This is a genomic window from Longimicrobium sp. (assembly GCA_036387335.1).
Classification (GTDB): Bacteria; Gemmatimonadota; Gemmatimonadetes; order Longimicrobiales; family Longimicrobiaceae; genus Longimicrobium.
Genome location: DASVTZ010000261.1, coordinates 1 through 23790, shown reverse-complemented (window position 1 = coordinate 23790; position 23790 = coordinate 1). Strand labels below are relative to the sequence as shown.

The following is a 23790-nucleotide window of genomic DNA, read 5'->3' as shown; positions in this document are numbered from 1 at the left end:
ACGAATGCTGCCGACGCCCTTGTCCAAGTTGTTTGTGTGGTAGTGCGTCGTCCGTAGAGCAGACATCAGGCGTGCCCCCGGCTACGCTCCGCCAGCTTCCGGTCAGATTGCGTTTCTCGCGATTTTTCCCGTATCCTTATTCCCCTGGCCTCGAGTACTCCGGTGATGATTCCCCCGCCATGCGGACACAAGTGACCACGTACAACATCATGCGAACGCCAATGACGACCGTCCCCCCTTTGAAGTTCCGTGCTGCCCATCCGCAGGTACGATCACCCGTGATATCTCTTGTGACGACAATGTTCTGCATGTTGGCCGGCACTGGCTGCGGCCAGGGTACAGACGACCAGCAGACAGCTCTTTCAGGAAACGGGATTGTTGCGGATCGTTTCGAGGTCCGCCAAGCGCTGAAGGACGACATCCTCACCGTCTCGCTCGACACGGATCTGCCGGACGAAACTAAACTGATGGTGGACGTCTCCCGCAGATACTGGCAGGCAGGGGACACAACCGCCTATGTGAACGAGTACTTCGAAGAAAGCGGAGCCGTGAGCGGTTGGCGTGCTCCGCGGCAGATCGTGTTGGACGAAGACCGTTGGAGGGCAGCTCTTTCCGAGAAACAGCGCATCCTCGCACAAGGCGGAGATCCTTTTGACATTGGGCGTGTCGAAGACTCGGTGATCGTCTCGTTCGTGGTCCCAGTCAATCAGTCTGACCCTCGGTTTGGTGACCGGAATCAGCACCTTAGCGGAAGCGCAGTCAGCGTGAGTTCATTGGGTTGGCCTCTGATCGAACGTGAACTCCAACTATTCCGGAAGGCTGGGAAAGCCGACCCTTCCGCTCCCAAGTGGGCAGATCCAAGTGACCTACGTGTGGGGTGGCGGTACAGTCTGTCACGCGAGACTTCGCTGATGCCCGAACTCGAGCCCGCCGATCCGATGGCCGCAATCGCGCGGATTCGTATCATCCCGCGCGGAGGGAGTATCCGGATCTTATCGAGTGCCTTCCACGAGGAAACACGCTGGTACGAAGTGGAAGCGTACGATTCCTCGGGCGTGCAGGCGGGGACAGGATGGGTGAACAGCATCGCGCTCATCGGACAGGACGTAGCAGCGTTAGAGTGACGTCTACCCACCTACCACGCACCACGACGGCGGCCCCGCGTCGCCGCCCGTGCCCGCCCCCGCCCCGGCCGCCGCCACCCGCACACGAATCCATGCCACCGCCCCACCCCCAGGCTGGTTTGGGGGAGGGGCCGCGAGGAACGAGCGGGGGAGGGGGCCCGCCCGCGCTACCCCCGCGCCCACTCCGCCGCGGCCTCCAGCTCCACCGGCAGCGGCGCCTGGAAGTGGAGCTCCTCCCCCGTGCGCGGGTGCAGGAAGCGAAGCTCGAAGGCGTGCAGGAACTGGCGGCGCACCCGCTTCGCCAGCCCCGCGGCCCAGGTGCGGTCGGGCCCGGATACGCCCTTGTGCCGGTCGGCGCCGTAGGTGGCGTCTCCGACGACGGGGTGGCCCAGGTGAAGGAGATGCACGCGGATCTGGTGCGTGCGCCCCGTCTCCAGGTCGGCACGCACCAGGTCGGCGGCACGCCAGCGCTCGACCAGCTGGAAGTGCGTCACGGCGCGCCGCCCCCCCTGCACCACCCCCATCCGCTTGCGGTCGGTGAGGTGGCGGCCGACGGGGGCGTCGACGGTGATCCGCTCCTCGGGCAGGTGCCCCCACGCGGCCGCCAGGTACGCGCGGCGGATCTCGCGGCGCTTCAGCGCGTCGGAGAGGGTGCGGTGCGCCTCGTCGTGCTTGGCCACGATCATCAGCCCGCTCGTGTCGCGGTCGAGGCGGTGCACGATGCCGGGACGCAGCACGCCGCCGATCCCCGACAGGTCGCCGACCGCGTGGAGGAGGGCGTTGACCAGCGTCCCGGTCGCGTGGCCGGGGGCGGGATGCACCACCATCCCCGCCGCCTTGTTGAGGACGAGGAGGTCGGCGTCCTGGTAGACGACGTCGAGCGGGATCTCCTCGGCCGCGAGGGCGGAGGGCTCGGGCGCGGGGAGGGTGACGGTGATGCGGTCGCCGGGGGAGGGCTTGTCGCGCTTCTTGGGCGTGGCGCCGTTCAGGAGGACGCGCCCTTCCTCGATCCACTGCGCCGCGCGGGAGCGCGAGGTGTCCAGCCGCGCCGCGAGCCAGCTGTCCAGCCGCTCGCCGACGTCCTCGCCGGCGAGCAGCTCGCGCGTCTCTTCAGCGCGCGGCATCCCGCTCGCGCTCCGTGTGCTGCTCCTCTTTCCACAACGAGAAGGCCAGCACCAGCGCGCCGCAGGTGACGAAGATGTCCGCCACGTTGAACACCGGCCAGCGCAGCCCGGCGAGCCCCACGTCGAAGAAGTCCACCACCCCGCGCGACGAGCGCAACCGGTCGATCAGATTGCCGATGGCCCCGCCCGTCACGCCCGCGATGGCGATCAGGCGGGCCCGGTCGCGCCAGGGGGTGGAGCGGTACATCATCCCCAGCGCGATGGTGGCGACCACGGCCAGCAGCATGAAGACGATGCGCGACCATCCGCCCACGTGGATGCCGAAGGCGGCGCCGCGGTTGTAGATGAAGGTGAGGCGGAAGAAGTCGCCCAGCACCGGGTGCGGATCGTACAGGCGCATGTTGCGCTCGACGATGAACTTGGTGATCTGGTCCACGATCACCACCCCCGCCACCATCCCGACGTAGAGCGCCGTCTTGCTGCGCGCCTCGGCCGGCGTGTCGGTGTGGACGGCCCGGGCCGGCTCGCTCTGCGTCATCAGCGTATCGTTCATCTCACTAGGATTGGGTGGGCGCGACGCGGACCAGCGCGATCGTCGCCGTGACTCCGTCCAGGTCCACCTCGCGGACCGCCTCGTACCCGTCCAAACGCGGCACGGGTCCCGTCTCGATCTCAACCGCCAGCGTCTCGCCCGCCACAAGGGCCCGGAAGCGCTCCACGGCCTCAGTCACCTCCGACCCGCCGAACACGCCAAGCCGGATGCGGTCGGACACCTCCAGCCCCGTGTCCTTGCGCAGCTTCTGCACGCGGTTGACCACCTCGCGCGCCAGCCCTTCCGCGCGCAGCTCGGGGGTGAGCGTAGGGTCGAGGGCGAGCGTGTAGCCGCCCTCCGCCTGCACCACGAAGTCACCCTTCGCCCCCTGTACCACATCCATCTCGTCGCCGCTCAGGGTGTACGTCTCGCCGTCCGCCTGCACGGTGAGGGGCGCGCCGCCGCGGAAAGCCGCGATCGCCTCGGAGGCGAGGTCGCGGATGGCGGCGCCCACGCGCGGAGTCGCCTTACCGAACTTGGCGCCGATCACCTTGAAGTTGGGCCGCGCGCTGAAGGTCACCAGCTCCTCCGCGCGGTCCATGAACGCCACCTCCTTCACGTTCAGCTCGTCGCGCAGGATGGCGAGGAGGTCCTCGTCCGCGCGGACGCCGGCGGGCACCACGCAATAGACCCTGCCCAGCGGCTGGCGCACCCGGATCGACACGGTTTCGCGAGCGGCGCGGCCCAGGGTGCTGAGCGCGCGCACGGCATTCATCCCGCGCTCGAGATCTTTCTTGATAAACAGTTCGTCCGCCACCGGGAAGTCGGCCAGGTGCACGCTGGCGTCGTCGCAGAGCGCGCGGTGCAGCCAGTCGGCGAGGAACGGCGCGACGGGGGCCATCATCCGCGTGACGGTGACCAGCGCCTCGTGCAGCGTGGCGAAGGCGGCGCGGGTGTCGGCGCGGTCTGCGCTTCCCCAGAAGCGGTCGCGGGAGCGGCGGACGTACCAGTTGCTCAGGTCGTCCACCACGAAGTCCGCGATGGCGCGCACCGCGTGCGTCAGGTTGTACCCCTCCATGTGCGCGCCCACCGTCGCCGTGACCGACGACAGCCGCGAGAGGAGCCAGCGGTCCAGCACGGAGCGGTCCGCCACCTTTGGATCGTCGCCGCCCGGCGTCCAGCCCTCCAGGTCGGCGTAGAGCGCGAAGAAGCGGTACGTCTGGCGCAGCGTGTCGAACGTCTTGCGCTGGACCTCCTTGACGCCCTCCGGATCGAAGCGCTTGGGGATCCAGGGGTGCGACGAGGTGAGGATGTACCAGCGCACCGCGTCCGCCCCGAACTGCTCGATCGCCTCCCACGGGTTCACGATGTTGCCGCGGGACTTGGACATCTTGAGCCCCTCCGCGTCCAGCACCATGTCGTTGACGATCACGTTGCGGAACGACGGCCCGCGCCCCAGCAGCGTGGAGATCGCCAGGAGCGAGTAGAACCACCCGCGCGTCTGGTCCACCCCCTCGCAGATGAAGTCCGCGGGGAACTGCGCCTCGAAGGTCTTCTGGTTCTCGAACGGGAAGTGGTGCTGCGCGAAAGGCATGGCGCCCGAATCGAACCACACGTCCACGACCTCCGGTGTGCGGCGCATGGTGCCTTTACACTGCGCGCAGGGCCAGGTCAGCTCGTCCACGTACGGGCGATGCGGGTCCGGCAGCTCGGCCAGCCCGGTGCGCTCGCGAAGCTGGTCGAAGCCGCCGATGTACTCCAGGTGCGACGGGTGCTCGTCGCACACCCAGAATGGGAGCGGCGTGCCCCAGTAGCGGGTGCGCGAGATGGCCCAGTCCACGTTGTTCTCCAGCCACTCGCCGAAGCGGCCGCTCCCCACCTCGGACGGGAACCAGCGGATCTCGTCGTTGTTGGAGATCAGCTTCTCGCGCAGCTCCGTCGTGCGGATGAACCACGAGTCCCGCGCCATGTAGAGGAGCGGGCTCTGGCAGCGCCAGCAGTGCGGATAGCTGTGCTCTTCCTTGGTGCTGCGGAAGACCTGGCCACGCTTCTTGAGCTCGATGACGAGGTCGGTGTCCGCGTCCTTGACGAACTTGCCGCCCACCAGCGGCAGCGACGCGCGAAACGCCCCGCGATCGTCCACCGGCTGCAGCACGGGAAGGCCGTGCTCGCGGCACACCGCGTAGTCGTCCGCGCCGAATGCGGGGCTCATGTGCACGATCCCCGTGCCGTCGTCAGCCGAGACGAAGTCGGCGGGAAGGACGTGCCACCCGCGCCGCACCTCCTCGTCCGCGAACGCCGTCAGCTCCACCCAGTCGAACGGCCGCTTGTAGCGCAGCCCCACGATCTCCGACGCCGGGAAGGTGCGCAGCACGTTCGCCTCCGCCCCAAAGAGCGCAGGCACGCGCGCGGCGACGAGGACCAGCGTGCGGCCCTCCCAATCCACCTCCGCGTACTCCAGCTCCGGATTGACGGCGAGCGCCACGTTGGAGACCAGCGTCCACGGCGTGGTGGTCCACACCAGGAACTCGCGCCCGTCCTCCGTGCCATCCTCCTTCAGGATCGGCAGGGTGACGTACAGCGACGGGTCCTTGACGTCCTTGTAGCCGAGCGCGACCTCGTGGCTGGAGAGGCCGGTGCCGCAGCGCGGGCAGTACGGCAGGATCTTGTGGCCGCGGTAGACCAGCCCGCGGTCGGCGATCTCCTTCAGCAGCCACCAGACGGACTCGATGTACTCCGGCTGGAAGGTGACGTACGGCTTCGAGTAGTCCAGCCAGTAGCCGATGCGCGCCGAGAAGCGCTCCCACTCGTCCGTGTAGGTGAGCACGCTCTCGCGGCACACCTCGTTGAAGCGCGCGATGCCGATCTCCTCGATCTGCTTCTTGCCGCTGATCCCCAGCCGCTTCTCCGCCTCGATCTCCACGGGAAGGCCGTGCGTGTCCCACCCCGCGATGCGGGGGACGTGGCGCCCCTGCATGGTGCGGAAGCGCGCGACGGAGTCCTTGATGGCGCGCGAGAAGACGTGGTGGATCCCGGGGCGCCCGTTCGCGGTGGGCGGGCCCTCGTAGAACACGAACGGCTTGCCGTCGCGGGTGCGCTCCAGGCTCTGGCGAAAGGTGTCTTCCGCCTGCCAGCGGCCCAGGATCTCCTCTTCGAGCGCCGTGGTGGACGCGGGAAGCTCGGGGTGTTTCTTCATCGGCTGCGTGCTGCGCGGGCTCGGGGCGTACACGGGAATGGCGAGAAAGAGGGGGAATATAACGGGCGGGGGTAGGGGGCGCACGGGCAGGCCCCCTCCCCCCGGCCCCCTCCCCCGCCTGCGGGGGCGCAGGGCGGGTGAGGGGGAGAACACCCTCTCCGCCGCACACGTCCCGTAGGGGCGCGATTTATCGCGCCCGTGCCCGCCGCCGCTCCGCCGCTCTGCCCGACGCACACCGCGACCCGGTAGGGGCAGACCTGTGTGTCTGCCCACCCCCTGCCCCGCTCCACCCCTCGCACCCGGCCCCGAACCTCGGCCGCCCCACGTGGCTGCCCGTGCCCGCCGCTACTCCGACGCCCGGCAACCGGCCTCAGGTGCCCGCCTGGTAGAACTGCAGGCACACGCCGGAGGGCACGATCATGTGGAACTCGCGGCGCCCCCACGGCTTCTCCTCCAGCGGCCCGACCCGCGCCGACGTCCGGCCGTACTCGGCGTACAGCGCGTCCACGTCAGAGACGGCGATGCTGAAGCTGGCGTTCTCCGCCCACGCGCGATTGGTGTTGACGACCAGGTTGAAGCCCACACCGTCGCGCTCGATCCCCGCCATGTTCCCCGCCTGCCACGTCACCGCGAAGCCCAGCTCGTCCGTGTAGAACCGGATCGCCTCGTCCAGGCTGCCACCCGCGGGGATCATGGCCGTGATGGAGCGAAGCGAGGCCTTCATAGCGCGGTTCTCCTGATGGCGATCCCTCCACGAGCGATGAAGACGCGCAATCTAGCGGCGCCCGAGAAGGTCGCAAACCGGGCCGCAACCATCCGCGGCTGTGGCAAATTATTTGCGTATTGTAGGCGCAAACAGAGTGTACAGCGGCCGCATCTCTTTTGACAGGCTTCGCGCATCCGGCTACCTGTTCGTCCACGCCTGTAGCGCACACTGTCCAGGTTCTTCGCCGGTAGAAGACGTGGTTATGATCTGCTACGATGCTTAGCAACAGGCGCGAATGGACAGCGCCCTCTTCGACGGTTTAGTAGTCCATAACTTACATGTGCAGGCCCGTTACAAGCGCACGGAGCAAACACGCTAACTGATCGCGGTGCGATGCACCGCTTCGCCGGGGACGGCTCTCCCGCCGTCCGAGCCCCGACACGCACGCCACTCCGGGAGGCGGCGGGGCCATGCATCACCCGGAGTACCCAAGGAGGACGGGACGATGTCCATGAAGTGCAGGCGGTTGTTCGCGGCGACGGCGGTCGCCATCGGGCTGGCGGCGTGTTCGGACGTGCCCAGCGGTCCCACCCTGCCGGCCGATGCGCCGACGGCGTCGCGCCAGGCGGGACGCGCGAGCGAGGTGATCCCCAACCGGTACGTCGTCGTGTTCAAGCGCGATGTGAGCGACGCGCCCGGGCTGGCGCGGCAGCTCGTGGCGGCGCACGGCGGGACGATGCACCACACGTATCAGCACGCCATCAAGGGCTTCGCCGCCACCCTCCCTGAGGGTGCCGTCGCCGCGCTGCGCCGCAACCCGAACGTGGCGTACGTGGAGCAGGATCAGCGCGTGGATCTGGCGCAGGCCGGGAGCTGGGGGCTGGACCGCGTGGACCAGCGTGACCTCCCGCTCAACGGCAGCTACACCTACAACAGCAACGGCGCGGGCGTCAGGGCGTACATCATCGACACGGGCATCGAGACGTCGCACTGGGAGTTCGGCGGGCGCGCCTCGGTGGGGGCCGACTACGTGGGCGACGGATACAACGGGCAGGACTGCAACGGCCACGGAACGCACGTGGCGGGCACCGTGGGCGGCGCCAACTACGGCGTGGCCAAGGGGGTGTCGCTGGTCTCGGTGCGCGTCTTCGGGTGCAGCGGCGGCTCGCAGTGGTCCACCATCATCGCGGCGGTGGACTGGGTCCGCTACTACCACGTGAAGCCCGCGGTCGTGAACATGTCGCTGAGCGGCGGCGCCAGCCAGGCGGTGGACGACGCGGTGCGCAACCTGATCGCCGCCGGCGTGACCGTCGCAATCGCCGCGGGGAACGACTACTCCTACGACGCGTGCTACAAGTCGCCGGCCCGCGTGGGCGAGGCGCTGACGGTGGGCTCCACCGACTCGAACGACTACAAGTCCGACTTCTCCAACATCGGCTACTGCGTGGATCTCTTCGCCCCCGGCGGCGGGATCACCTCCGCGTGGCTGTACGGCGGCACCAACACCATCAGCGGCACCTCGATGGCCACGCCGCACGTGACGGGCGCCGCGGCGCTGTACCTGCAGGGCAACCCGACCGCCGCGCCGGCCACGGTGAACAGCGCCATCGCGGCGAACGCCACGCCCAACAGGCTGTACGGCATCGGCACCGGCTCGCCGAACCTGCTGCTCTACACCCTGGGCGGGTCCGCGCCCCCTCCGCCCCCGCCGCCGCCTCCGTCCGGCCTGTCCGCGTCGGTGACTGGCGACGACTACCTCTACGGCGCCACCACAGGCTACTACTACGCGAGCGTGACGGGCGGCAACGGCACCTACAGCTACCAGTGGCAGTACAGCACCGACAACGCCACCTGGAACAACGTGGGGACGAACAGCAGCACGTACACCCGCAACGTCTCTAACTACGCGCCTTCGTTCTACCTGCGCGTGATCGTGACGTCGGGCGGCGTATCCGCCACGTCCCAGTCGTTCTACGTGTATCACGAGCCCGGCGAGCCGATGTGCGGTAAGTACTACTGCTAGAGCTCACACCGGGGGCAGTAGGAGCAGAGGCACAGGGAAGAACTTCTTCTCTGTGCCTCTGCTTTTTCGTGGGATCGACCGGCCGTGTGCCGCGACGTCCGCGCCGCGCGGAAAGGGTGCGCGCCAGCAGCGTAGCAACGAGCCTGACACCTGGTTCTCCCGACCTGTCTTGTACTTCTCATACAGGCGTGAACAGAGTGTACATGACCGCCGCATTCGCACCCGCGCCGACAGTCGGCAAGGTACGATTGATGCAGATCAAATCTGAACTGAGGGCGCCTTTCCCGCTCCTCCACCCGTCGCAACGCGGATGTCGCAACCTTTATAGATAAAGACCCGAAAGGGATTGTGCATCACATAATGTTTGGTTAGTCATTCTATCGCGATCGCGGACCTGAACCGACCTGCGCCGAACAGACGCGGTGCGCTGCACCGCTGCGCCGGGGACGGCTTTCCTGCCGCCCGGGCCCCGACACGCACGCCACTCCGGGAGGCGGCGGGGCCATCTTTCACCCGGAGTATCCAGGAGGATGGGAAGATGCCCATGCAGTGCAGGCGGTTGTTCGCGGCGGTGGCGGTTTCGATCGGGCTGGCGGCGTGTTCGGACGTGCCCAGCGGGCCCACCCCGCCGGCCGACGCTCCGACGGCGGTGCAGGCGGTGCGGCAAACGGGGAAAGGCGGACAGCCGATCCCCGGACGCTACGTGGTGGTGTTCAAGCGCGAGGTGAGCGACGCCCCCGGGCTGGCGCGGCAACTGGCGGCCGCGCACGGCGGAACGTTGCACCACACCTACCAGCACGCCATCAAGGGCTTCGCGGCCACCCTCTCCGACGGAGCCGTCGCGGCGCTGCGCCGCAACCCGAACGTGGCGTACGTGGAGCAGGACCAGCGCGTGAGCGCCGTGGTGGGGAGCTGGGGGCTGGACCGCGTGGACCAGCGCGACCTTCCGCTGAACGGCAGCTATTCGTACAGCAGCACCGGCTCCGGCGTCACCGTGTACGTCATCGACACCGGGATCGAGACGTCGCACTGGGACTTCGGCGGCCGGGCCTCGGTGGGGTACGACGCGATCGGTGACGGGTACAACGGGCAGGACTGCTATGGCCACGGCACCCACGTGGCGGGCACCGTGGGCGGCACGAACTACGGCGTGGCGAAGTCGGTGAGCCTGGTGTCGGTGCGGGTGCTGGACTGCGGCGGGTCGGGGACGTGGAGCGGCGTGATCGCGGGCGTGGACTGGGTTCGCTACAACCACGCCACCCCCAGCGTCGCCAACCTGTCGCTGGCCGGCGGCGCCATGCAGGCCATGGACGACGCCATCGAGAACCTGGTCGCCTCCGGCGTGACGGTGGCGGTCGCGGCGGCCAACGACAGCTACGACGCGTGCTACTACTCGCCCGCGCGCGCGCCCTCCGCGCTCACGGTGGGCGCCACCAACTCGTCCGACCAGCAGGCCTGGTTCAGCAACTACGGGAGCTGCGTGGACCTGTACGCGCCGGGCGAGGGGATCACCTCGGCCTGGCTGGGCGGCGGCACCGCCACGCTGGACGGCACCTCGATGGCGACGCCGCACGTGGCGGGCGCGGCGGCGCTGTACCTCCAGTCGAACCCGTGGGCCTCGCCATACACGGTGAACAGCGCGATCCTGTCGAACGCATCGCAGTACAAGCTCTACAACCTGGGCGCCGGCTCCCCGAACCTGCTGCTCTTCACGGGCAGCGGCGGCGGCGGCACCGACCCCACCCCGCTCTCCGCGTACATCAGCGGCCCGGACTACGTGTACACGGGAACGTGGACGTGGCAGGCGGTGGCCAGCGGCGGCAACGGTACGTACAGCTACCAGTGGCAGTACTCGGTGAGCGGCAGCACGTGGACCAACGTGGGGACGAACAGCGCCACCTACACCCGCAGTGTGGGTCCGAGGCTCGGCTCGTTCTACCTGCGCGTGGTCGTGACGTCCAACGGGACCAGCTACACGACTCCCGCGTTCTTCGTGTACAAGGAGCCGGAAGACTACACGTGCGGCAGCCGCATCTGCCCCTGAGGTCTCGCGGGACGGCAGCATGAACGGAGGGCTCCGCGGGCGATTCTGCCCGCGGAGCCCTCCATTTTGAACAACAGAAAAGCCTCACACAGAGGACACAGAGAGAACTGCAAGCCACAGAGAAGACCTCCTGTGGTTCTCTCTGTGTCTCTGTGTCTCTGTGTGAGCCATGCAGTTGCCGTTCGTCTCAGCTGCGCGGGATGCGCAGCTTCTGGCCGGGCTGGAGGGCGGCGCCCGCGTCCATGTCGTTGGCTTCCCGCAGCGCAGGCACCGTGACGCCGTACTCGCGCGCGATGCCGAAGAGCGTCTCCCCGCTCTTGACCGTGTGCTGCGACGGGCGCGGCGTCTCGCTCGTGGATGCGCGCCGGGTGCTCCCCTCCGTGCGCTCGGCTGTGCGGGGCTTCGTCTCGCCGGATGAACCGCGCGCGCGTGTCGCCGCCGAGTCGCGGTTGGCGGCGCCGCGGCTCCTGGATGCGGAGGAGTCGCGACTGGTGCGAGTCCTCGATGCCGACGAATCGTGCGAGGCCAAGGCGGTGCGGCGCGTGGCGGAGGAGTCGCGGCGCGTGGAAGTGGAGCGGGTCTTCGCCGCGGAGTCGCGCGATGCCGTCGTGGTCCGGCGCGCGGCGGACGAATCGCGGCGCTCGGCGTTCGTGCGTGTGCGCGGCGCCTCGTCATCGCTGGACGCGCGGCGCTCCGAGGTCGTTCGGGCGCGCGGAGTGTCGTCGGTGGATGCACGGCGCTCCGATGCGGTGCGGCTGCGCGGAGCATCTTCGTCGCTGGATGCGCGGCGCGTGGAGTCGGAGCGGGTGGTGCGGCGCTCGGACGTGCCGGTGCGCACCGATGTGGACGAGCGCGAAGCGGTGCTCGGGCGATCGTCGTCCGAGGAGCGGGTGCGGGCGGCGCGCTCGGACGCGGCGGCGAGCGAAGCGGAGGAGCTCGCGGCGCGCGGAAGGCGCAGGCGCATCCCCAGCTCCACGCCCTTGCCGGCGGCGATGTCGTTGGCCGCACGAAGCTGCGCGACCGTCACGTTGTACTTCTCGGCCAGCCCGCGCAGCGTCTCGCCGCGCTCGACGGTATGCGTGCGCGGGCGCTCCTCGCCGTCGGAAGCGCGGCGCGGGCGGGCGGAGCTGTCCGCGCGCTCGGTGCGGCGCGGGCGGCTGGCGGATGGGCGCTCATCGTCCGAAGATGCCGAGCGGCTCGCCACGCGCTCGCCATCAATCGTCCGACGGGCGGTGGGGCGCTCGTCGTCCGAAGATGCCGAGCGGCTCGCCACGCGCTCGCCGTCGCTCGTGCGGCGGGCGGCGGAGCTGTCGGAAGAGCGGCGGGGGCGCGCCTCGTCCGTGGCGGCCACCTTGCTCTCCGCGCTGTCGCGCTCGGATGCGCGGCGGCGGGGGGTGTCTTCGTCGTCCTTGTCGGCCTCTGCGCGGGCGGCGAGGCGGCGGGCGCTGGCGGCGCGCTCCTCGGCGCGGGCGGCTTCGCGCTCCTCGGCGCGGCGCGCGGCGCGGGCGCGCTCGGCGATGCGGGCGGCTTCGCGCTCCTGCTCGCGCTGGGCCTCGCGGGCGCGCTCCTCCTCGCGGCGCGCGGCGCGGAGGCGGCGGGCCTCGGCGCGCGCGGCGTCCAGCTCGGGCGAGCTGGGGCCGCGCGGCTCGTCGGACGCGGAGGCCAGGCGCTGGCGCTCCACCGGCCGCGCGTTCAGCGTGCGGACCGCCGGCGCGGGAAGGCGCACGCGGTCGCCCGTTCCCATGCGGTCGAGCGCGGCGCTCAGGTTCAGCTCGCGGATGCGCTCCACCGGGATCGCGCCGGCTGCCGCGACCTGCGCGACGTTCTCGCCGGGGCGCAGCGTGTACCATGCGTAGCCCCCGCTGCGGCGGTAGGCGGAGGTGTCGAAGGCGATCTGGATGGCGGGGCCGCTCCCCGCCGGCGTCCACACCTTGTAGCCCGCCGGCGCCGTGCCGCGCACCAGGTGCGGGTTGAGCGTGGCGAGCTCGCTGGCGTTCAGGTTCGCGATCTTCGCCAGCTCGGCCACGGGCGTCTCGATGTCCACCCGCACGCTGTCCGGCCGGAAGCGGGGGAGGACGTTGGCGGGCGCCGGGTAGCCGAAGCGCGCCGGATCGCGCCCGATGATGGTGACGGCGTAGAGGCGCGGGACATAGTGCCGCGTCTCCTGCGCCAGGTCTCCGCGCTCGGCGAGGTCCCAGAAGTTGGTGACGTTGTAGCGGCCCAGCCCCCGGTTGATGCGCCCCGAGCCCGCGTTGTACGCCGCCGCGGCCAGCGCCCAGTCGCCGCGGAAGTCGCGGTGCAGGTCGCGCAGGTGGCGCGCGGCGGCGTGGGTGGAGCGCACGGGGTCCATCCGCTCGTCCACCACGTCGTCGATGCGCAACCCCATCCCCCGCCCCGTGGTGGACATGAACTGCCACATCCCCACGGCGCCCGCGTGGCTGCGCGCCGTGGGCGAATAGCCGCTCTCCACCATCGCCAGGTGGTGCAGGTCGCGCGGGATGCCGTACGAGGCAAAGATCTCCTGCACGAAGTCGCGGTACTTGTCCGCCCGCGACAGCCACTGCCCGATCACCTCGCGCCGCTGGTTGACCAGGAAGTCCAGCTCCATCTCCACCCAGCGGTTGGCCTCCACCGGCAGATCGTAGCGCACGTCGCCCAGGATGTTGGCGCGCGCCTTACCGGGCGCGCCCGCGAGCTCGAAGCTCTCGCGGATGGGCTCGGGTGCCTGCACGGGCTGCGCGGGAAGCGGCGCCGGGGCCGCGGGCCGAGGGGCCGGAGCCGCACGCCCGGAGGCACAAGCGGCCGTCCCCAGCAGAAGCGCGAACGGGAGCGTTCGGAGCATGGGATACATCATGTTTATCTTGGAGATCAGAAGCGCCGCCGGGAGGGAGTCGGGGCGCGAGCGGAACGTGGTGGATGTGGCGAAGATAATCCGCGCCGCCGGACCGCGGTACCGAAACTGACCCGAAGACCCGCCCGCGGAAACAGGCGCTCCCCTTCTAAGTCATTGCAGGGCAACGCGCTGTCTGCTGTCAGCAAACAGATTACAATGTTACAAACATCGGTGGGCTGAGGCGCAACCTCTCCTCTGTGCCTCTGTGTCTCTGTGTGAGCCCCTGCCGTTGCCGTTCCTCTGCGCCTCCGCGTCTCCGCGTGAGACCCGCCGTCACCCCGCGTTGCCCTGCAGCTCGAGGATCCGGCAGATCTCCGAAAACCGCTGCATGTACTCCGCCTCGCGCGCCGCATCCGCCTCCGCCCCCATCGACAGGCCGCGCGCCGTGCGCCAGCGGTGGAACGCCAGCTCGCTCGCGATGCGGTGAAGCTCGCGGCGCGCCCGCCAGCGCCTCAACCCTCCCTTGCGAAACGCGGTCGCGCTGGCGCCAAGCCGGGTGCGGACGCCGCACAGGCACTCCAGCTCGCCCGCGGGGAGCACGCCGGTCTCCACCAGGTGCCGCAGGTGCTCGCGGATCACCCGCCCCTCGCGGCGCAGCGACGTGCGCACCACCCAGAGCACGGCCACGAAGGCGGGGACCATCACCAGCAGGTACAGCACCAGGAACCACCCCTCGAAGGAGGCGGAGAGGTTCCAGAGCGCGTGCAGCCCCATCGCCGCCGCCAGGCCGAAGGCGGCGACGAGCCAGCCGCGCGCCTTGCTGCGCCCCTCGCGCACCATCCCCAGCCCGATCCCGAACATGCTGGTGAAGAGCGGATGCGCGAACGGCGCCATCAGCCCGCGCAGCACGAAGGTCAGCACCGAGCTCTCCGTGCCCTCCGCCACCGCCTGCCCGTAGTACTGGACGTTCTCCACCATGGCGAAGCCCAGCCCCACCATCGACGCGTAGATCACGCCATCCACCACCCCGTCGAACTCGTCGCGCAGCTCGGAGAAGAGGAAGAGGAGCGCGAACCCCTTGGCCAGCTCCTCCACGATCGGCGCCGTGAAGACGGAGCCGATCACCTCGCCCATCTCCACGCCCCACGCGCCGTCGAGCAGCACCTGGAGGAGGCCGTTGACCATCAGCGCGATAAAGACCGCCACCGTGGCGCCCCACGCAAAGGTCTGCGCCAGCGTCCACGCCGGCTCCGGCTCGAACCGGTCGAGCCAGAGCGCGAGCACCACGTACACCGGCACCGGCACCACCGCGATCGCCACGCCCAGCGCGAACGCCGCGGGCCCGAGCTCCGCCGCGATCAGCAGCAGGCTGAGCACGCCGCACGACGCCGCGCCCCAGGTGAGCACGCGGTGCGGCTGCGCGCGGCGCGTGGAGGGAAGCGGGGGTTGAACGGAGGTCGCGGAGTCCATCGGCAAAGATCAGGGAAGCGTGCCGTAGGTGCGCTCCAGCACCCCGCGGCGGTAGTCGAAGATCTCCTTGAGGCGCGGCGCCACCAGGAGCCCGCGCGCCAGCCCGCCGCCCGGCGGCAGCGCGTAGTGCACGATGTCCGTCATCTCCACGCCGCCCTCCACCGCGCGGAACAGGTGCTGGTGGTGCCAGAAGCGGTAGGGTCCGAAGCGCTGCTCGTCCACGAACCGGTTCGGCTCGTCCACGTGCGTGATCTCCGTCACCCAGTTGACGGCCACGCCGAAGAGCGGCCGCACCCTGTAGGTGATGATGAGCCCCGCGTACACGCTGTCCGGCAGCGGCGAGGTCACCTGGAAGCCCAGGCGCGGCGGGGTGATCTTCGCCAGGTTGCGCGGGTCGGAGAAGAAGCTCCACGCCTCCTCCATCGGCACCGGCACCCGCTGGACCGTCTCCATCCTGTGCACCTTCATCCGCAATTCCGCGCTCGGGGCTCGCCAACCAGCGCGCGAAACGTACACGAGTTGGCCGTTCGGGACAATCGTGCGCCACCCTTGTGTTTTCGGTTTTTGTGCGGCATCCTCCCTGCGTAGGTGAGTCTGAGGAACGACGGAGGTGTGGATGGCGGAGCAGGCGGAGCTGTTCGCGGGCGGGGGTGCGCGCGCGCTCCCGGTGCTGGAGCGACGGGGGGACGCGCTCTTTTACGCGCTGGACGGCGCGCGCCTCGCCGCGCCCGGCACCGGGGTGATGCGGGGCACGCTGACGGTGAATCCGTACGTCGGCTGCGAGTTTTCGTGCGCCTACTGCTATGCTCCGTACGCGCACGGCTGGCTGATGGAGCGCCTGGGCGAGACCGGCCGCCTCCTGCGCGAGCCCGGCACTCCGACCGCCTTCGACCGCGCCATCTTCGTCAAGCGCGCGGGCCAGAGCGTGGCCGGGGCCGTGCGCCGCTCCCCGGGCGCCCTCGTCGCCCTCGGCACGGCGACCGACCCGTACCAGCCGGCGGAGCGGCGCTTCGGGATCACGCGGGGCGTGCTGGAGACGCTGGCGGGGATGCGGGGGGTGCGCGTCTCCATCACCACCAAGAGCCCCCTCGTCCTGCGCGACCTGGACCTGCTGGAGCGCATCCGCGCGCGCGGCGGCCGGGTGGACGTGCACGTGTCGCTGATCTCCACCGACGCGCGGCTGCTGCGCGCCATCGAGCCGCGCTCCCCCACCCCCGCGCGCCGCCTGGACGCGCTCCGCCGCCTGCGCGAGCGTGGGATCCGCGCGGGCGTCTTCGCCATGCCCCTCCTCCCCGGCCTCACGGACACCCAGGAGAGCATCGACGCCCTCTTCGCCGCCGCCCGCGCCGCGGATGCGTGCTACGTAGTTGCGGGCGGGGTGCGGCTGTCGGAGGTTTCGTGGCGCCGCTTCCTACCCGCGCTGCGCACCCTTCGCCCTGACCTGGTGGACGCCTACGAGGAGATCATCCGCCGCCGCTCCCCCCGCCGCACCATGTACCGCAAGAAGCTAGACGCGCGTATTGAGCAGGCGCGCGCGGCGTACGGGTTCAACCGCGGCGCGTTCCCGACGATGAAGCCGGATGTGGTGGAGGCGCCGCAGCTGGTGTTGTTCGAGTGAGGGGCTAGAGGGCTCCGGAGGGTGCCTGGAGGGTGCAGGGGCAGGATGGATGGGAAGGAGCCCGGCAGGGGTCCGGCGGTTGAAACCGCTGCAACAACCGCGGGAAACCTGCCTTCGCAGGTTTGCACGCACCGATTCGCCGCGCTACCGGAGGGGCGTGTGGAGGGCCGGATCCCGAACACCGGGGGATGAATCCCCCGGCTGGAACTACGGGAAGCCCACTGAAAGTGGGCTCGCGCGCGGAAGCCAGTCCGCGAAGGCGGACTTCGCGTGGTTCCAGCCGCGAATTCATTCGCTCCTGGACCCGGGGGGCTCCCGCCGCCCCGGCATCTGGCCACGCGCGTGGACCTCGCCCCCGAGTCCGCGAAGGCGGACTTTGTGCTTTTGTTGCAGCGAGTTCACTCGCCCGGCAACCCCGAGCCCCTAGCCCACCTCCTGCCCCCAACCATCAAGGATTCGCCGGCCACTCGCCGTCGAACGCAACCACGCGTGCGAAGGCCGCCTCGCCGCCCTGGAACTTCCAGGGGAAGACGCCCAGGATCAGGCGGCGGTTCTGGAGCTCGGGGGCGCTGATGTCGCCGCCCAGGTTCTCGATGTGCATGCAGTTCTTGTCGAACAGCTTGTTGTGCGTGAGCTGGTAGTCCTCGTCGGGGAAGAGGCGCGCGACGGCCTCGGGGCCGCCGAACTTCTTCTCCGCGGCGGCGCGCACGCGGTCGCAGTGGTTGTGCAGGCCCTTGCCCAGGAAGCGCCCGATCGGCAGGTCCATCGGGTGGTCGGTGGAGACCACGTCCACGCCCCAAATGTGGATCTCCTTCTCCAGCAGCCACGGCACCATGTCCGGGTGCGCGCCGGGGTGCATGTGGATGTACTTCTCCTCGTCCGCCTTGTCGCCCCACTGCGCGTAGCGGTGCCAGCCGGTGTGCAGCAGCAGGATGTCTCCCTTTCGCACCTCCACGCGCGACTCGATCATCTCCGGCGTGTACACCGCCAGCTCGTCCATCTCGTCGCTCAGGTTCACGATGACGCCGGGGCCGCACAGCCACTCCATCGGAATCTGGTCGATGGTCATCCCGTTGGTCACGAAGTGGCGCGGCGCGTCCAGGTGCGTCCCCATGTGGTTGGAGGTCTGAATGTACTGCGCGTTCACGCCGTGCTCCGCCTTGCGCTTGATGTACTTCACCTCGAAGGGCGGATAGTACGGCCAGAAGGGGGCCTGCTCGTTCAACGGCTGCGACAGGTCGTACACTTTCATCGGATCTCCGGGATGTCGTGGGTTGGGGCGGTCAGTGCGTGGGTCATGCGATGGCGCCGCGCGCACGCTCGAATGCGCGCGGAAGCACGCGCCGCACCAGCACCTCCGCGAGCTGGCGGCGGTACGCGGGCGTGGCGTGGATGTCGCCCGGTGGATCGATGTCCTGGTGCGCGGCGGCGTGGGCGGCGGCGCGGATCGCTTCGTCGCTTGGCGATTGGCCATCGAGCGCGGCAGCGGCCTGGGCGGCGAGCACCGGTCCGCCGCCCACGCTGAGCAGCGCGATGCGGGCACTTGTGCAGCGCCCCTCCGCATCCACCTGCACGGACGCCGCGACGCCCGCCAGCGCGAAGTCGCCATGGCGGCGCGAGATCTCGTCGAAGGCGAAGCCGGTGTTTGGCGCGGCGGTCGGGACCTCGATCTCCACCAGCATCTCCTCCGGCTCCAACGCGGTGCCAAAGAGGCCGGTGAAGAAGTCCTCCGCCGTCACCGTGCGCGTGCCGCCGGGGCCGCGTAGATGGAAGCGGGCGCCGAGCGCGAGCATGACGGCCGGCAGCTCGGCCGCGGGGTCGGCGTGGGCGATGCTGCCGCCCATCGTGCCGCGGTTGCGGATCTGCGCGTGGGCGACGAACGGGAGCGTCTCGGCGATGAGGGGCGCGCGCTCGGCCAGCAACGTGCTGCGCTCCGCCGACCGCTGCCGCACCATCGCGCCGATCCTCACACCGCCCTCCGCCTCGGCGATCGCGTCGAGGCCGGGGATGCGGTTGAGGTCGATGAGCACGGCGGGCGCGGCGAGGCGGAAGTTCATGGCCGGCACCAGGCTCTGGCCGCCCGCGAGGAGCTTGGCGTCGTAGCCGTGCTCCGCGAGGAGTGCGAGCGCTCCCTCGACCGTGTCCGGCCGGTGGTACGCGAACGGGGCGGGCTTCATCGAAGTCCGTGTCTGGGAGGTGCGTCGCGCGGCCGCAGCAGCCGGACGGCCACCCAGCCCATCGCCGCGATCGCCGCGATCAAGAGGGCGTGTTCGGGCCACGGCGGCGCGGGCCCGAACGGATCCGCATCGTTCGCGAGGCTCATACCCGCTGGATCGAGCAGCGCGACGATCTCGAGCATCCCCAGCAGAAACGCGGCGGTGAGCAAGAGGATTCCCAGGGCGATACGCATGGTGCGTCTCCCGCAGATCAGGTGGAACGGCCAGCGGCCAGGCGCGCTTCCAGCTCCTTGTTCAGCGCGTCCAGCCCCTGCTTGGTCAGCATGCGCGCGACCTGGTCCAGCAGCCGCTGCCCCACCCCGGCCACCTTGCCGCCGACGGAGAGGTCGGCGTGGTAGCGCATCCGCGTGCCGCCGGCCACCTCGTCCAGATTGACGGTGGCCTGGCCGCGCGTGAAGCCGAGGGCGCCCTTGCTGTCCACGATCATCACGTAGCTCTCCGGCGGCACCTCGTCGGCGAGCGTCACGTTGAGAGACCACTCCGCCGCCGTGACGGGGCCCACGCCGATGCGGATCACGCCCTGGTACGCGCCGGGCCCCGTGAGGGTAAGGCGGCGCGCGCCGGGCATGGCCTTGGCCAGCACCTCGGGGTCCTGCAGCAGCCCCCACACGGTCTCGCGCGGGCCTGGAAAGGTGTGCTCGCCGTCTAGGATCATGAGGTGCGTGAGTGGCGGGTGAATGGGTGCGCCGGGCCCGTCCGGCCGCGGTGGGGAGCGCTTCATCGTCGCGCAGGAGCCGTCGCGGAGATCAGTTCCAGCGTCTGCCTGTACTCATAGACCACGACATGCGCTTCCGCCGAAGTGTAGGGCGGCTGCGATATCTCCCTGGAGACGGTTCGCGTGTGGCGGACGAGCCTGCCCGAGCGGGCATCGAAGAAGACCCGCCCCTGCTCGTTCACGCGGACCGACACGATCACGGAGGGGAAAAAGAAGAACTCCATACCTGGCGGCGGGGGCGGCGGCGGCCCTCGCCGGCGCAGCTCGCTGGTGCGCGTCCCCTCGTAGTCCACCACGGTTACCACGGTCCTCCCGATCCTGCTCTGCCCCACGACGCGATAGTCGATCCGCCGGGTTTCCGGCTCGGTATACAAGGTGTCCTTGGACAGCTCGGTGGTGCCCCCGTCCCCCCACGTGCGGGCATCCGGCAGGGGACCGCCGGGAACCCGGAGCAGGAGTAAACGGATGTCGTTCGCCACGTCCGGCCAGGCTTGAGAAAGGCCCTCTTGTGTGACAACACTGTCGATCCCCCGCTGCCCTACCGCCATCACCAACGGCAGCCCCACGATCTCCGGACCCGCGGTCCGCACGGGCGTTTCTGCTCCCGGTTTTTCCAGCCGAGCGTTTTCGATCCAGGCAGTGGCCCGCCCCTCTCCCGTCGAAACCAGGGCGAAACGGACTCCGCGCCGTTCCAGGAGTTTCCGCTCATCCACCATCATCACCGAACTGAACGTTTCCGAGGTGATCCGGTATCGGAGCGTGTCACCGCGCGCCCACGCGTATGCCATGTCCCGCGTCCGCGCCCCGGCTCCCACGGAGGCCGCGGCGCATCCCGCGATCCCGGGAAGGAGGATCGCCCCGGCCACTAGGGCCCGCAGGCGGATGAGTGTGCCCGGCGCGCCGCGTCCCCTTCTCATTCGAGCCGGGAGATCGGGTGCGGAACAACTCATGCCGCGCGCGTGCCCTTCACGCAGCCCGTCGGGCAGGCTCCGGTCCGGGAGTTTCCCCGCATCAGTCGGCCGCCAACGCTTCGTCATCTTTCACACGAGCGGGGCGGGCTTCGCGCAGGAGCTCGAAGAGGCGGCTGGGGCTCAGCGGGATCTCGCGGATCTCCAGCGCCAGGTGCGGGAGCGCGTCCTCGATGGCCTGCGCGAAGACGGCGCCGGTGGGGATGCACCCCGCCTCGCCCACGCCCTTGAGCCCCAGCGGGTTCAGCGGCGCCGAGGTCTCGCGGTGCGCCATCTCCACACGCGGCACGTCCAGCGCCGTTGGGAGGAGGTAGTCCGCGAAGGATGCGTTCATCAGCTGGCCGCCCTCGTCGTACACGAGCTTCTCGTAGAAGGCGTTGCCGATGCCGTGCGCCACCCCGCCCTGCACCTGGCCCGCGACGATCACCGGGTTGATCAGCTTGCCGCAGTCGTGCACGACGATGTAGCGGTCGATGCGCACCATCGCCGTCTCCGGGTCCACCTCGACGACGATGGCGTGCACACCGCTGGCAGTGCTCCCGTGGTCGGGTCCGAAGTAGGCCGTGGACTCCAGACCGGGCTCGGTTCCAGGCACCACGGCGCCGCGCAGGGGGTTGGCATGGCCTGCGAGCTGCCCGAAGGAGATCGAACGCGACGGGTCAGCCGTCACGCGCACGGTGCCGTACGACAGCTCCACTTCATCGCTCCCCACACCCAGCACGCGCGCGCCCACGTCCAGCACCTTGCGTCGCACGGAGAGGGCGGCCTCGTGGCAGGCGCTCCCCGCGACCACGGCACCGCGGCTGGCGAAGGTGCCCGTGCCCCAGCCGAACTCGCGCGTGTCGCCGGTCACCACGTTGACGTTGTCCACCTCCACGTCCAGCACGTCGGCCACGATCTGGGCGAAGGCGGTGTAGTGCCCCTGCCCCTGCGTACCCAGGCCCGTTGCCACGCGCACGCGGCCGCTGGGCTCCACCGTGACGCGCGCGCCCTCGTAAGGGCCGATTCCCGTGCCCTCCACGTACGACACGATCCCCATCCCGATGAACCTACCCTCCGCACGCAGCCGCGCCTGCTCCTGCCGAAAGGTGTCGCGGCCGACGATGTCGAGCGCGGCCTCGAGGGCGGGCGCGTAGTTGCCGCTGTCGTAGTAGAGGGGCGCGAAGTCCTGGAAGAGGATCTGGAAGGTGTGCGGGAAGACGTCGGAGCGCAGGTAGTTGCGGCGGCGGATCTCGTCCGGCGTCAGCCCCAGCTCGCGCGCGGCGATGTCCAGCAGCCGCTCCATCACGAAGACGCCGTGCTGCCGCCCCGCCCCGCGCACCGGCGTCACTGTGACGGTATTGGTGAAGACGGCGCTGAACTCGCTGTGGTACGCCGGCACGTCGTACGGCCCCAGCAGCGTGCACTGGCTGTTGATGGGCACGGTGAGGCCGTAGGGATCGTACGCGCCCGTGTCGTGAAAGAAGAAGTCGCGCACCCCCAGGATCTTGCCGTCGCTCGACAGCGCGATCTCCGCGTCGTGGATCTGAGAGCGCTCCTGCGTGGTGGCGAAGAAGTTCTCCTGGCGGTCCTCGGCCCACTTCACCGGCCTTCCCAGCCGGATGGCAGCCCAGGGGACCAGCACCTCCTCCGGGTAGAACATCATGATCTTGGGCCCGAAGCCGCCCCCCACGTATGGCGCCACCACGCGCACCTGCGACTCCAGCAGCCCCAGCATCCGCGCCAGCCCGTTGCGGATGGGGATGGGCGCCTGCGTCGTGTCCCAGACGGTGAGCTCCTCGGAGCGCGCGTCCCAGCGCGCCACGACGGCCCGGTTCTCCATGGCGGCCGCCGCACCCCGGTCGTAGTGGAAGCGCCGCTGGATGACGAGGTCGGCGTGCGTCTTCGCCTCCTCGTAGTCGCCGTGGCGCTGCGCGATGTGGGCGGCCAGATTGGTGCCGAGCTGCGGGTGGATGATGGGCGCCTCGGGCGTGAGCGCCGCCTCCAGATCTACGACGGGCTCCAGCGGCTCGTAGTCCACCATCACGTCCGCCGCCGCGTCCTCCGCCAGGTAGCGGCTCTCGGCGACCACCATCGCGATCGCCTCGCCCACGTGGCGCACGCGGTCCTTGGCGAGCGGCACCTGCGACGCCTGGTTGAAGATGAGCCCCTCCACCGGCGGCGGCGGCACCAGCAGCGGCCCCGGCTGCCAGTAGTCGCCCAGCATGTCCGCCGTGATGACGGCGACGACGCCCGGGCGCTCGAGCGCGGCGGTGGTATCCACCGAGTTGATGAGCGCATGCGCGTGGTCGCTGCGCACGAACGCGACGTGCAGCATCCCTTCGAGGTGCACGTCGTCCACGAAGAGGGCCTCGCCGGTGAGCAGCCGGCGGTCCTCGTTGCGAACGGGCGACGAGCCGACGTGCCCGCGCGTCATCCCGCCGCTCCGCGCTGGGCCGCGAGCTGCACGGCCTCCACGATGTTCTGGTAGCCCGTACAGCGGCACAGGTTGCCGGAGAGCGCTTCGCGGACCGTGTGCTCGTCCGGCGAGGGCTGGTCGCGCAGGAAGGGGATCATCGACATCAGTATCCCGGGCGTGCAGAAGCCGCACTGCAGGCCGTGCGCGTCGCGAAACGCCTCCTGCAGCGGGTGCAGCGTGCCGTCGGGCGATGCCAGCCCCTCCACCGTGGCCACCTCCGCGCCGTCCGCCTGCACCGCGAAGACGAGGCACGACCGCACCGCCTCGCCGTCCATCAGCACCGTGCACGCGCCGCAGACGCCGTGCTCGCAGCCCACGTGGGTGCCGGTCAGGCGCAGCTCGTGGCGCAGGAAGTCGCTCAGCAGCAGCCGCGGCTCCACCGCGCGCCGGTGCGGAACGCCGTTGACGGAAAGGGAGATCTCCACCGGATGCGGCATCGGTGCTCGGGACGGGGATGGAGCGCCACGCGTCTGCGGCGGGAGGGAAGGCCGCGGGCGAGTGGCGCAAAGGCGTGCCTGGAACAGATAGAGCCCCCGCGGCGGCGTCGCAAGAGCGCGCGGGAACCCCGTGCGCTCCGCCGGCCTCGCGCCTACCTTGTGATCCGCACCCGCGCTCCCCCTCCGCCCCGACGCCGATGCCCGATCCTTCCTCGCCGCCCATCGTCGCCCGCGCGGTGGCCCACGCCGATCGCACCGCGCTGGTCACCGAATCGCGCACCCTGACCTACGCGGAGCTTCTGGAC

18 protein-coding genes are annotated in these 23790 nt (G+C 70.0%); 4 read left to right on the top strand and 14 right to left on the bottom strand.

Features of this window, described 5'->3' with window-relative positions:
- Positions 1–221 precede the first annotated feature (221 nt).
- Positions 222–1124, top strand: coding sequence for a hypothetical protein (locus VF647_26080; protein HEX8455576.1), 903 nt, complete (start codon positions 222–224; stop codon positions 1122–1124).
- Positions 1125–1291: 167 nt separating this feature from the next.
- Here VF647_26080 and VF647_26075 read toward each other — a convergent pair whose 3' ends face one another.
- From VF647_26075 to VF647_26060, 4 genes are all read right to left on the bottom strand, one after another.
- Complete coding sequence (locus tag VF647_26075) at positions 1292–2248, bottom strand: RluA family pseudouridine synthase (protein ID HEX8455575.1); 957 nt, start codon at positions 2246–2248, stop codon at positions 1292–1294.
- Complete coding sequence (lspA, locus tag VF647_26070) at positions 2235–2801, bottom strand: signal peptidase II (protein ID HEX8455574.1); 567 nt, start codon at positions 2799–2801, stop codon at positions 2235–2237. Before lspA ends, VF647_26075 begins: the two co-directional genes overlap by 14 nt.
- A 4-nt stretch (positions 2802–2805) precedes the next feature.
- Positions 2806–5976: an isoleucine--tRNA ligase gene (ileS, locus tag VF647_26065; protein ID HEX8455573.1), complete on the bottom strand. Its 3171-nt coding sequence runs from the start codon at positions 5974–5976 to the stop codon at positions 2806–2808.
- 370 nt (positions 5977–6346) lie between these two features.
- Positions 6347–6700 (bottom strand): VOC family protein, encoded by a 354-nt coding sequence (locus VF647_26060; protein ID HEX8455572.1) that lies wholly within the window; start codon positions 6698–6700, stop codon positions 6347–6349.
- Between the two features lie 487 nt (positions 6701–7187).
- Between VF647_26060 and VF647_26055 the strand changes: the two genes are divergently transcribed.
- Positions 7188–8705 carry a S8 family peptidase gene (locus VF647_26055; protein ID HEX8455571.1) on the top strand — a complete coding sequence of 506 codons (1518 nt, stop codon included), beginning with the start codon at positions 7188–7190 and terminating at the stop codon, positions 8703–8705.
- Between the two features lie 538 nt (positions 8706–9243).
- Positions 9244–10749: a S8 family peptidase gene (locus VF647_26050; protein ID HEX8455570.1), complete on the top strand. Its 1506-nt coding sequence runs from the start codon at positions 9244–9246 to the stop codon at positions 10747–10749.
- A 187-nt stretch (positions 10750–10936) separates the two neighbouring features.
- On the opposite strand, the gene VF647_26045 is transcribed toward VF647_26050, so the two are convergent.
- The 3 genes from VF647_26045 to VF647_26035 all read right to left on the bottom strand — a co-directional run bounded on the left by VF647_26045 (position 10937) and on the right by VF647_26035 (position 15520).
- Positions 10937–13480, bottom strand: a complete 2544-nt coding sequence (locus tag VF647_26045) for a LysM peptidoglycan-binding domain-containing protein (protein ID HEX8455569.1) — start codon at positions 13478–13480, stop codon at positions 10937–10939.
- Positions 13481–13915: 435 nt separating this feature from the next.
- The gene (locus tag VF647_26040; protein HEX8455568.1) at positions 13916–15052 is read right to left on the bottom strand and encodes a PrsW family intramembrane metalloprotease; all 1137 of its coding nucleotides are present in this window, start codon (positions 15050–15052) and stop codon (positions 13916–13918) included.
- Positions 15053–15061: 9 nt separating this feature from the next.
- Positions 15062–15520 (bottom strand): SRPBCC family protein, encoded by a 459-nt coding sequence (locus VF647_26035; GenBank protein ID HEX8455567.1) that lies wholly within the window; start codon positions 15518–15520, stop codon positions 15062–15064.
- 148 nt (positions 15521–15668) lie between these two features.
- Between VF647_26035 and VF647_26030 the strand changes: the two genes are divergently transcribed.
- Complete coding sequence (locus tag VF647_26030) at positions 15669–16670, top strand: radical SAM protein (protein HEX8455566.1); 1002 nt, start codon at positions 15669–15671, stop codon at positions 16668–16670.
- Positions 16671–17118: 448 nt separating this feature from the next.
- Here the strand turns inward: VF647_26030 and VF647_26025 are convergent, their stop codons facing one another.
- The 7 genes from VF647_26025 to VF647_25995 form a co-directional block, all read right to left on the bottom strand.
- Positions 17119–17922: a cyclase family protein gene (locus tag VF647_26025; protein HEX8455565.1), complete on the bottom strand. Its 804-nt coding sequence runs from the start codon at positions 17920–17922 to the stop codon at positions 17119–17121.
- A gap of 43 nt (positions 17923–17965) precedes the next feature.
- Entirely contained in the window at positions 17966–18847 is an 882-nt protein-coding gene (locus tag VF647_26020; protein HEX8455564.1) for a xanthine dehydrogenase family protein subunit M, read from the bottom strand.
- Positions 18844–19080, bottom strand: a complete 237-nt coding sequence (locus VF647_26015) for a hypothetical protein (protein ID HEX8455563.1) — start codon at positions 19078–19080, stop codon at positions 18844–18846. Before VF647_26015 ends, VF647_26020 begins: the two co-directional genes overlap by 4 nt.
- A gap of 17 nt (positions 19081–19097) precedes the next feature.
- Positions 19098–19562, bottom strand: a complete 465-nt coding sequence (locus VF647_26010) for a carbon monoxide dehydrogenase subunit G (GenBank protein ID HEX8455562.1) — start codon at positions 19560–19562, stop codon at positions 19098–19100.
- Between the two features lie 62 nt (positions 19563–19624).
- Positions 19625–20410, bottom strand: a complete 786-nt coding sequence (locus tag VF647_26005) for a hypothetical protein (GenBank protein HEX8455561.1) — start codon at positions 20408–20410, stop codon at positions 19625–19627.
- Between the two features lie 223 nt (positions 20411–20633).
- Entirely contained in the window at positions 20634–23006 is a 2373-nt protein-coding gene (locus tag VF647_26000) for a xanthine dehydrogenase family protein molybdopterin-binding subunit (protein ID HEX8455560.1), read from the bottom strand.
- Positions 23003–23485, bottom strand: a complete 483-nt coding sequence (locus tag VF647_25995; protein ID HEX8455559.1) for a (2Fe-2S)-binding protein — start codon at positions 23483–23485, stop codon at positions 23003–23005. Before VF647_25995 ends, VF647_26000 begins: the two co-directional genes overlap by 4 nt.
- Between the last annotated feature and the right edge of the window lie 305 nt (positions 23486–23790).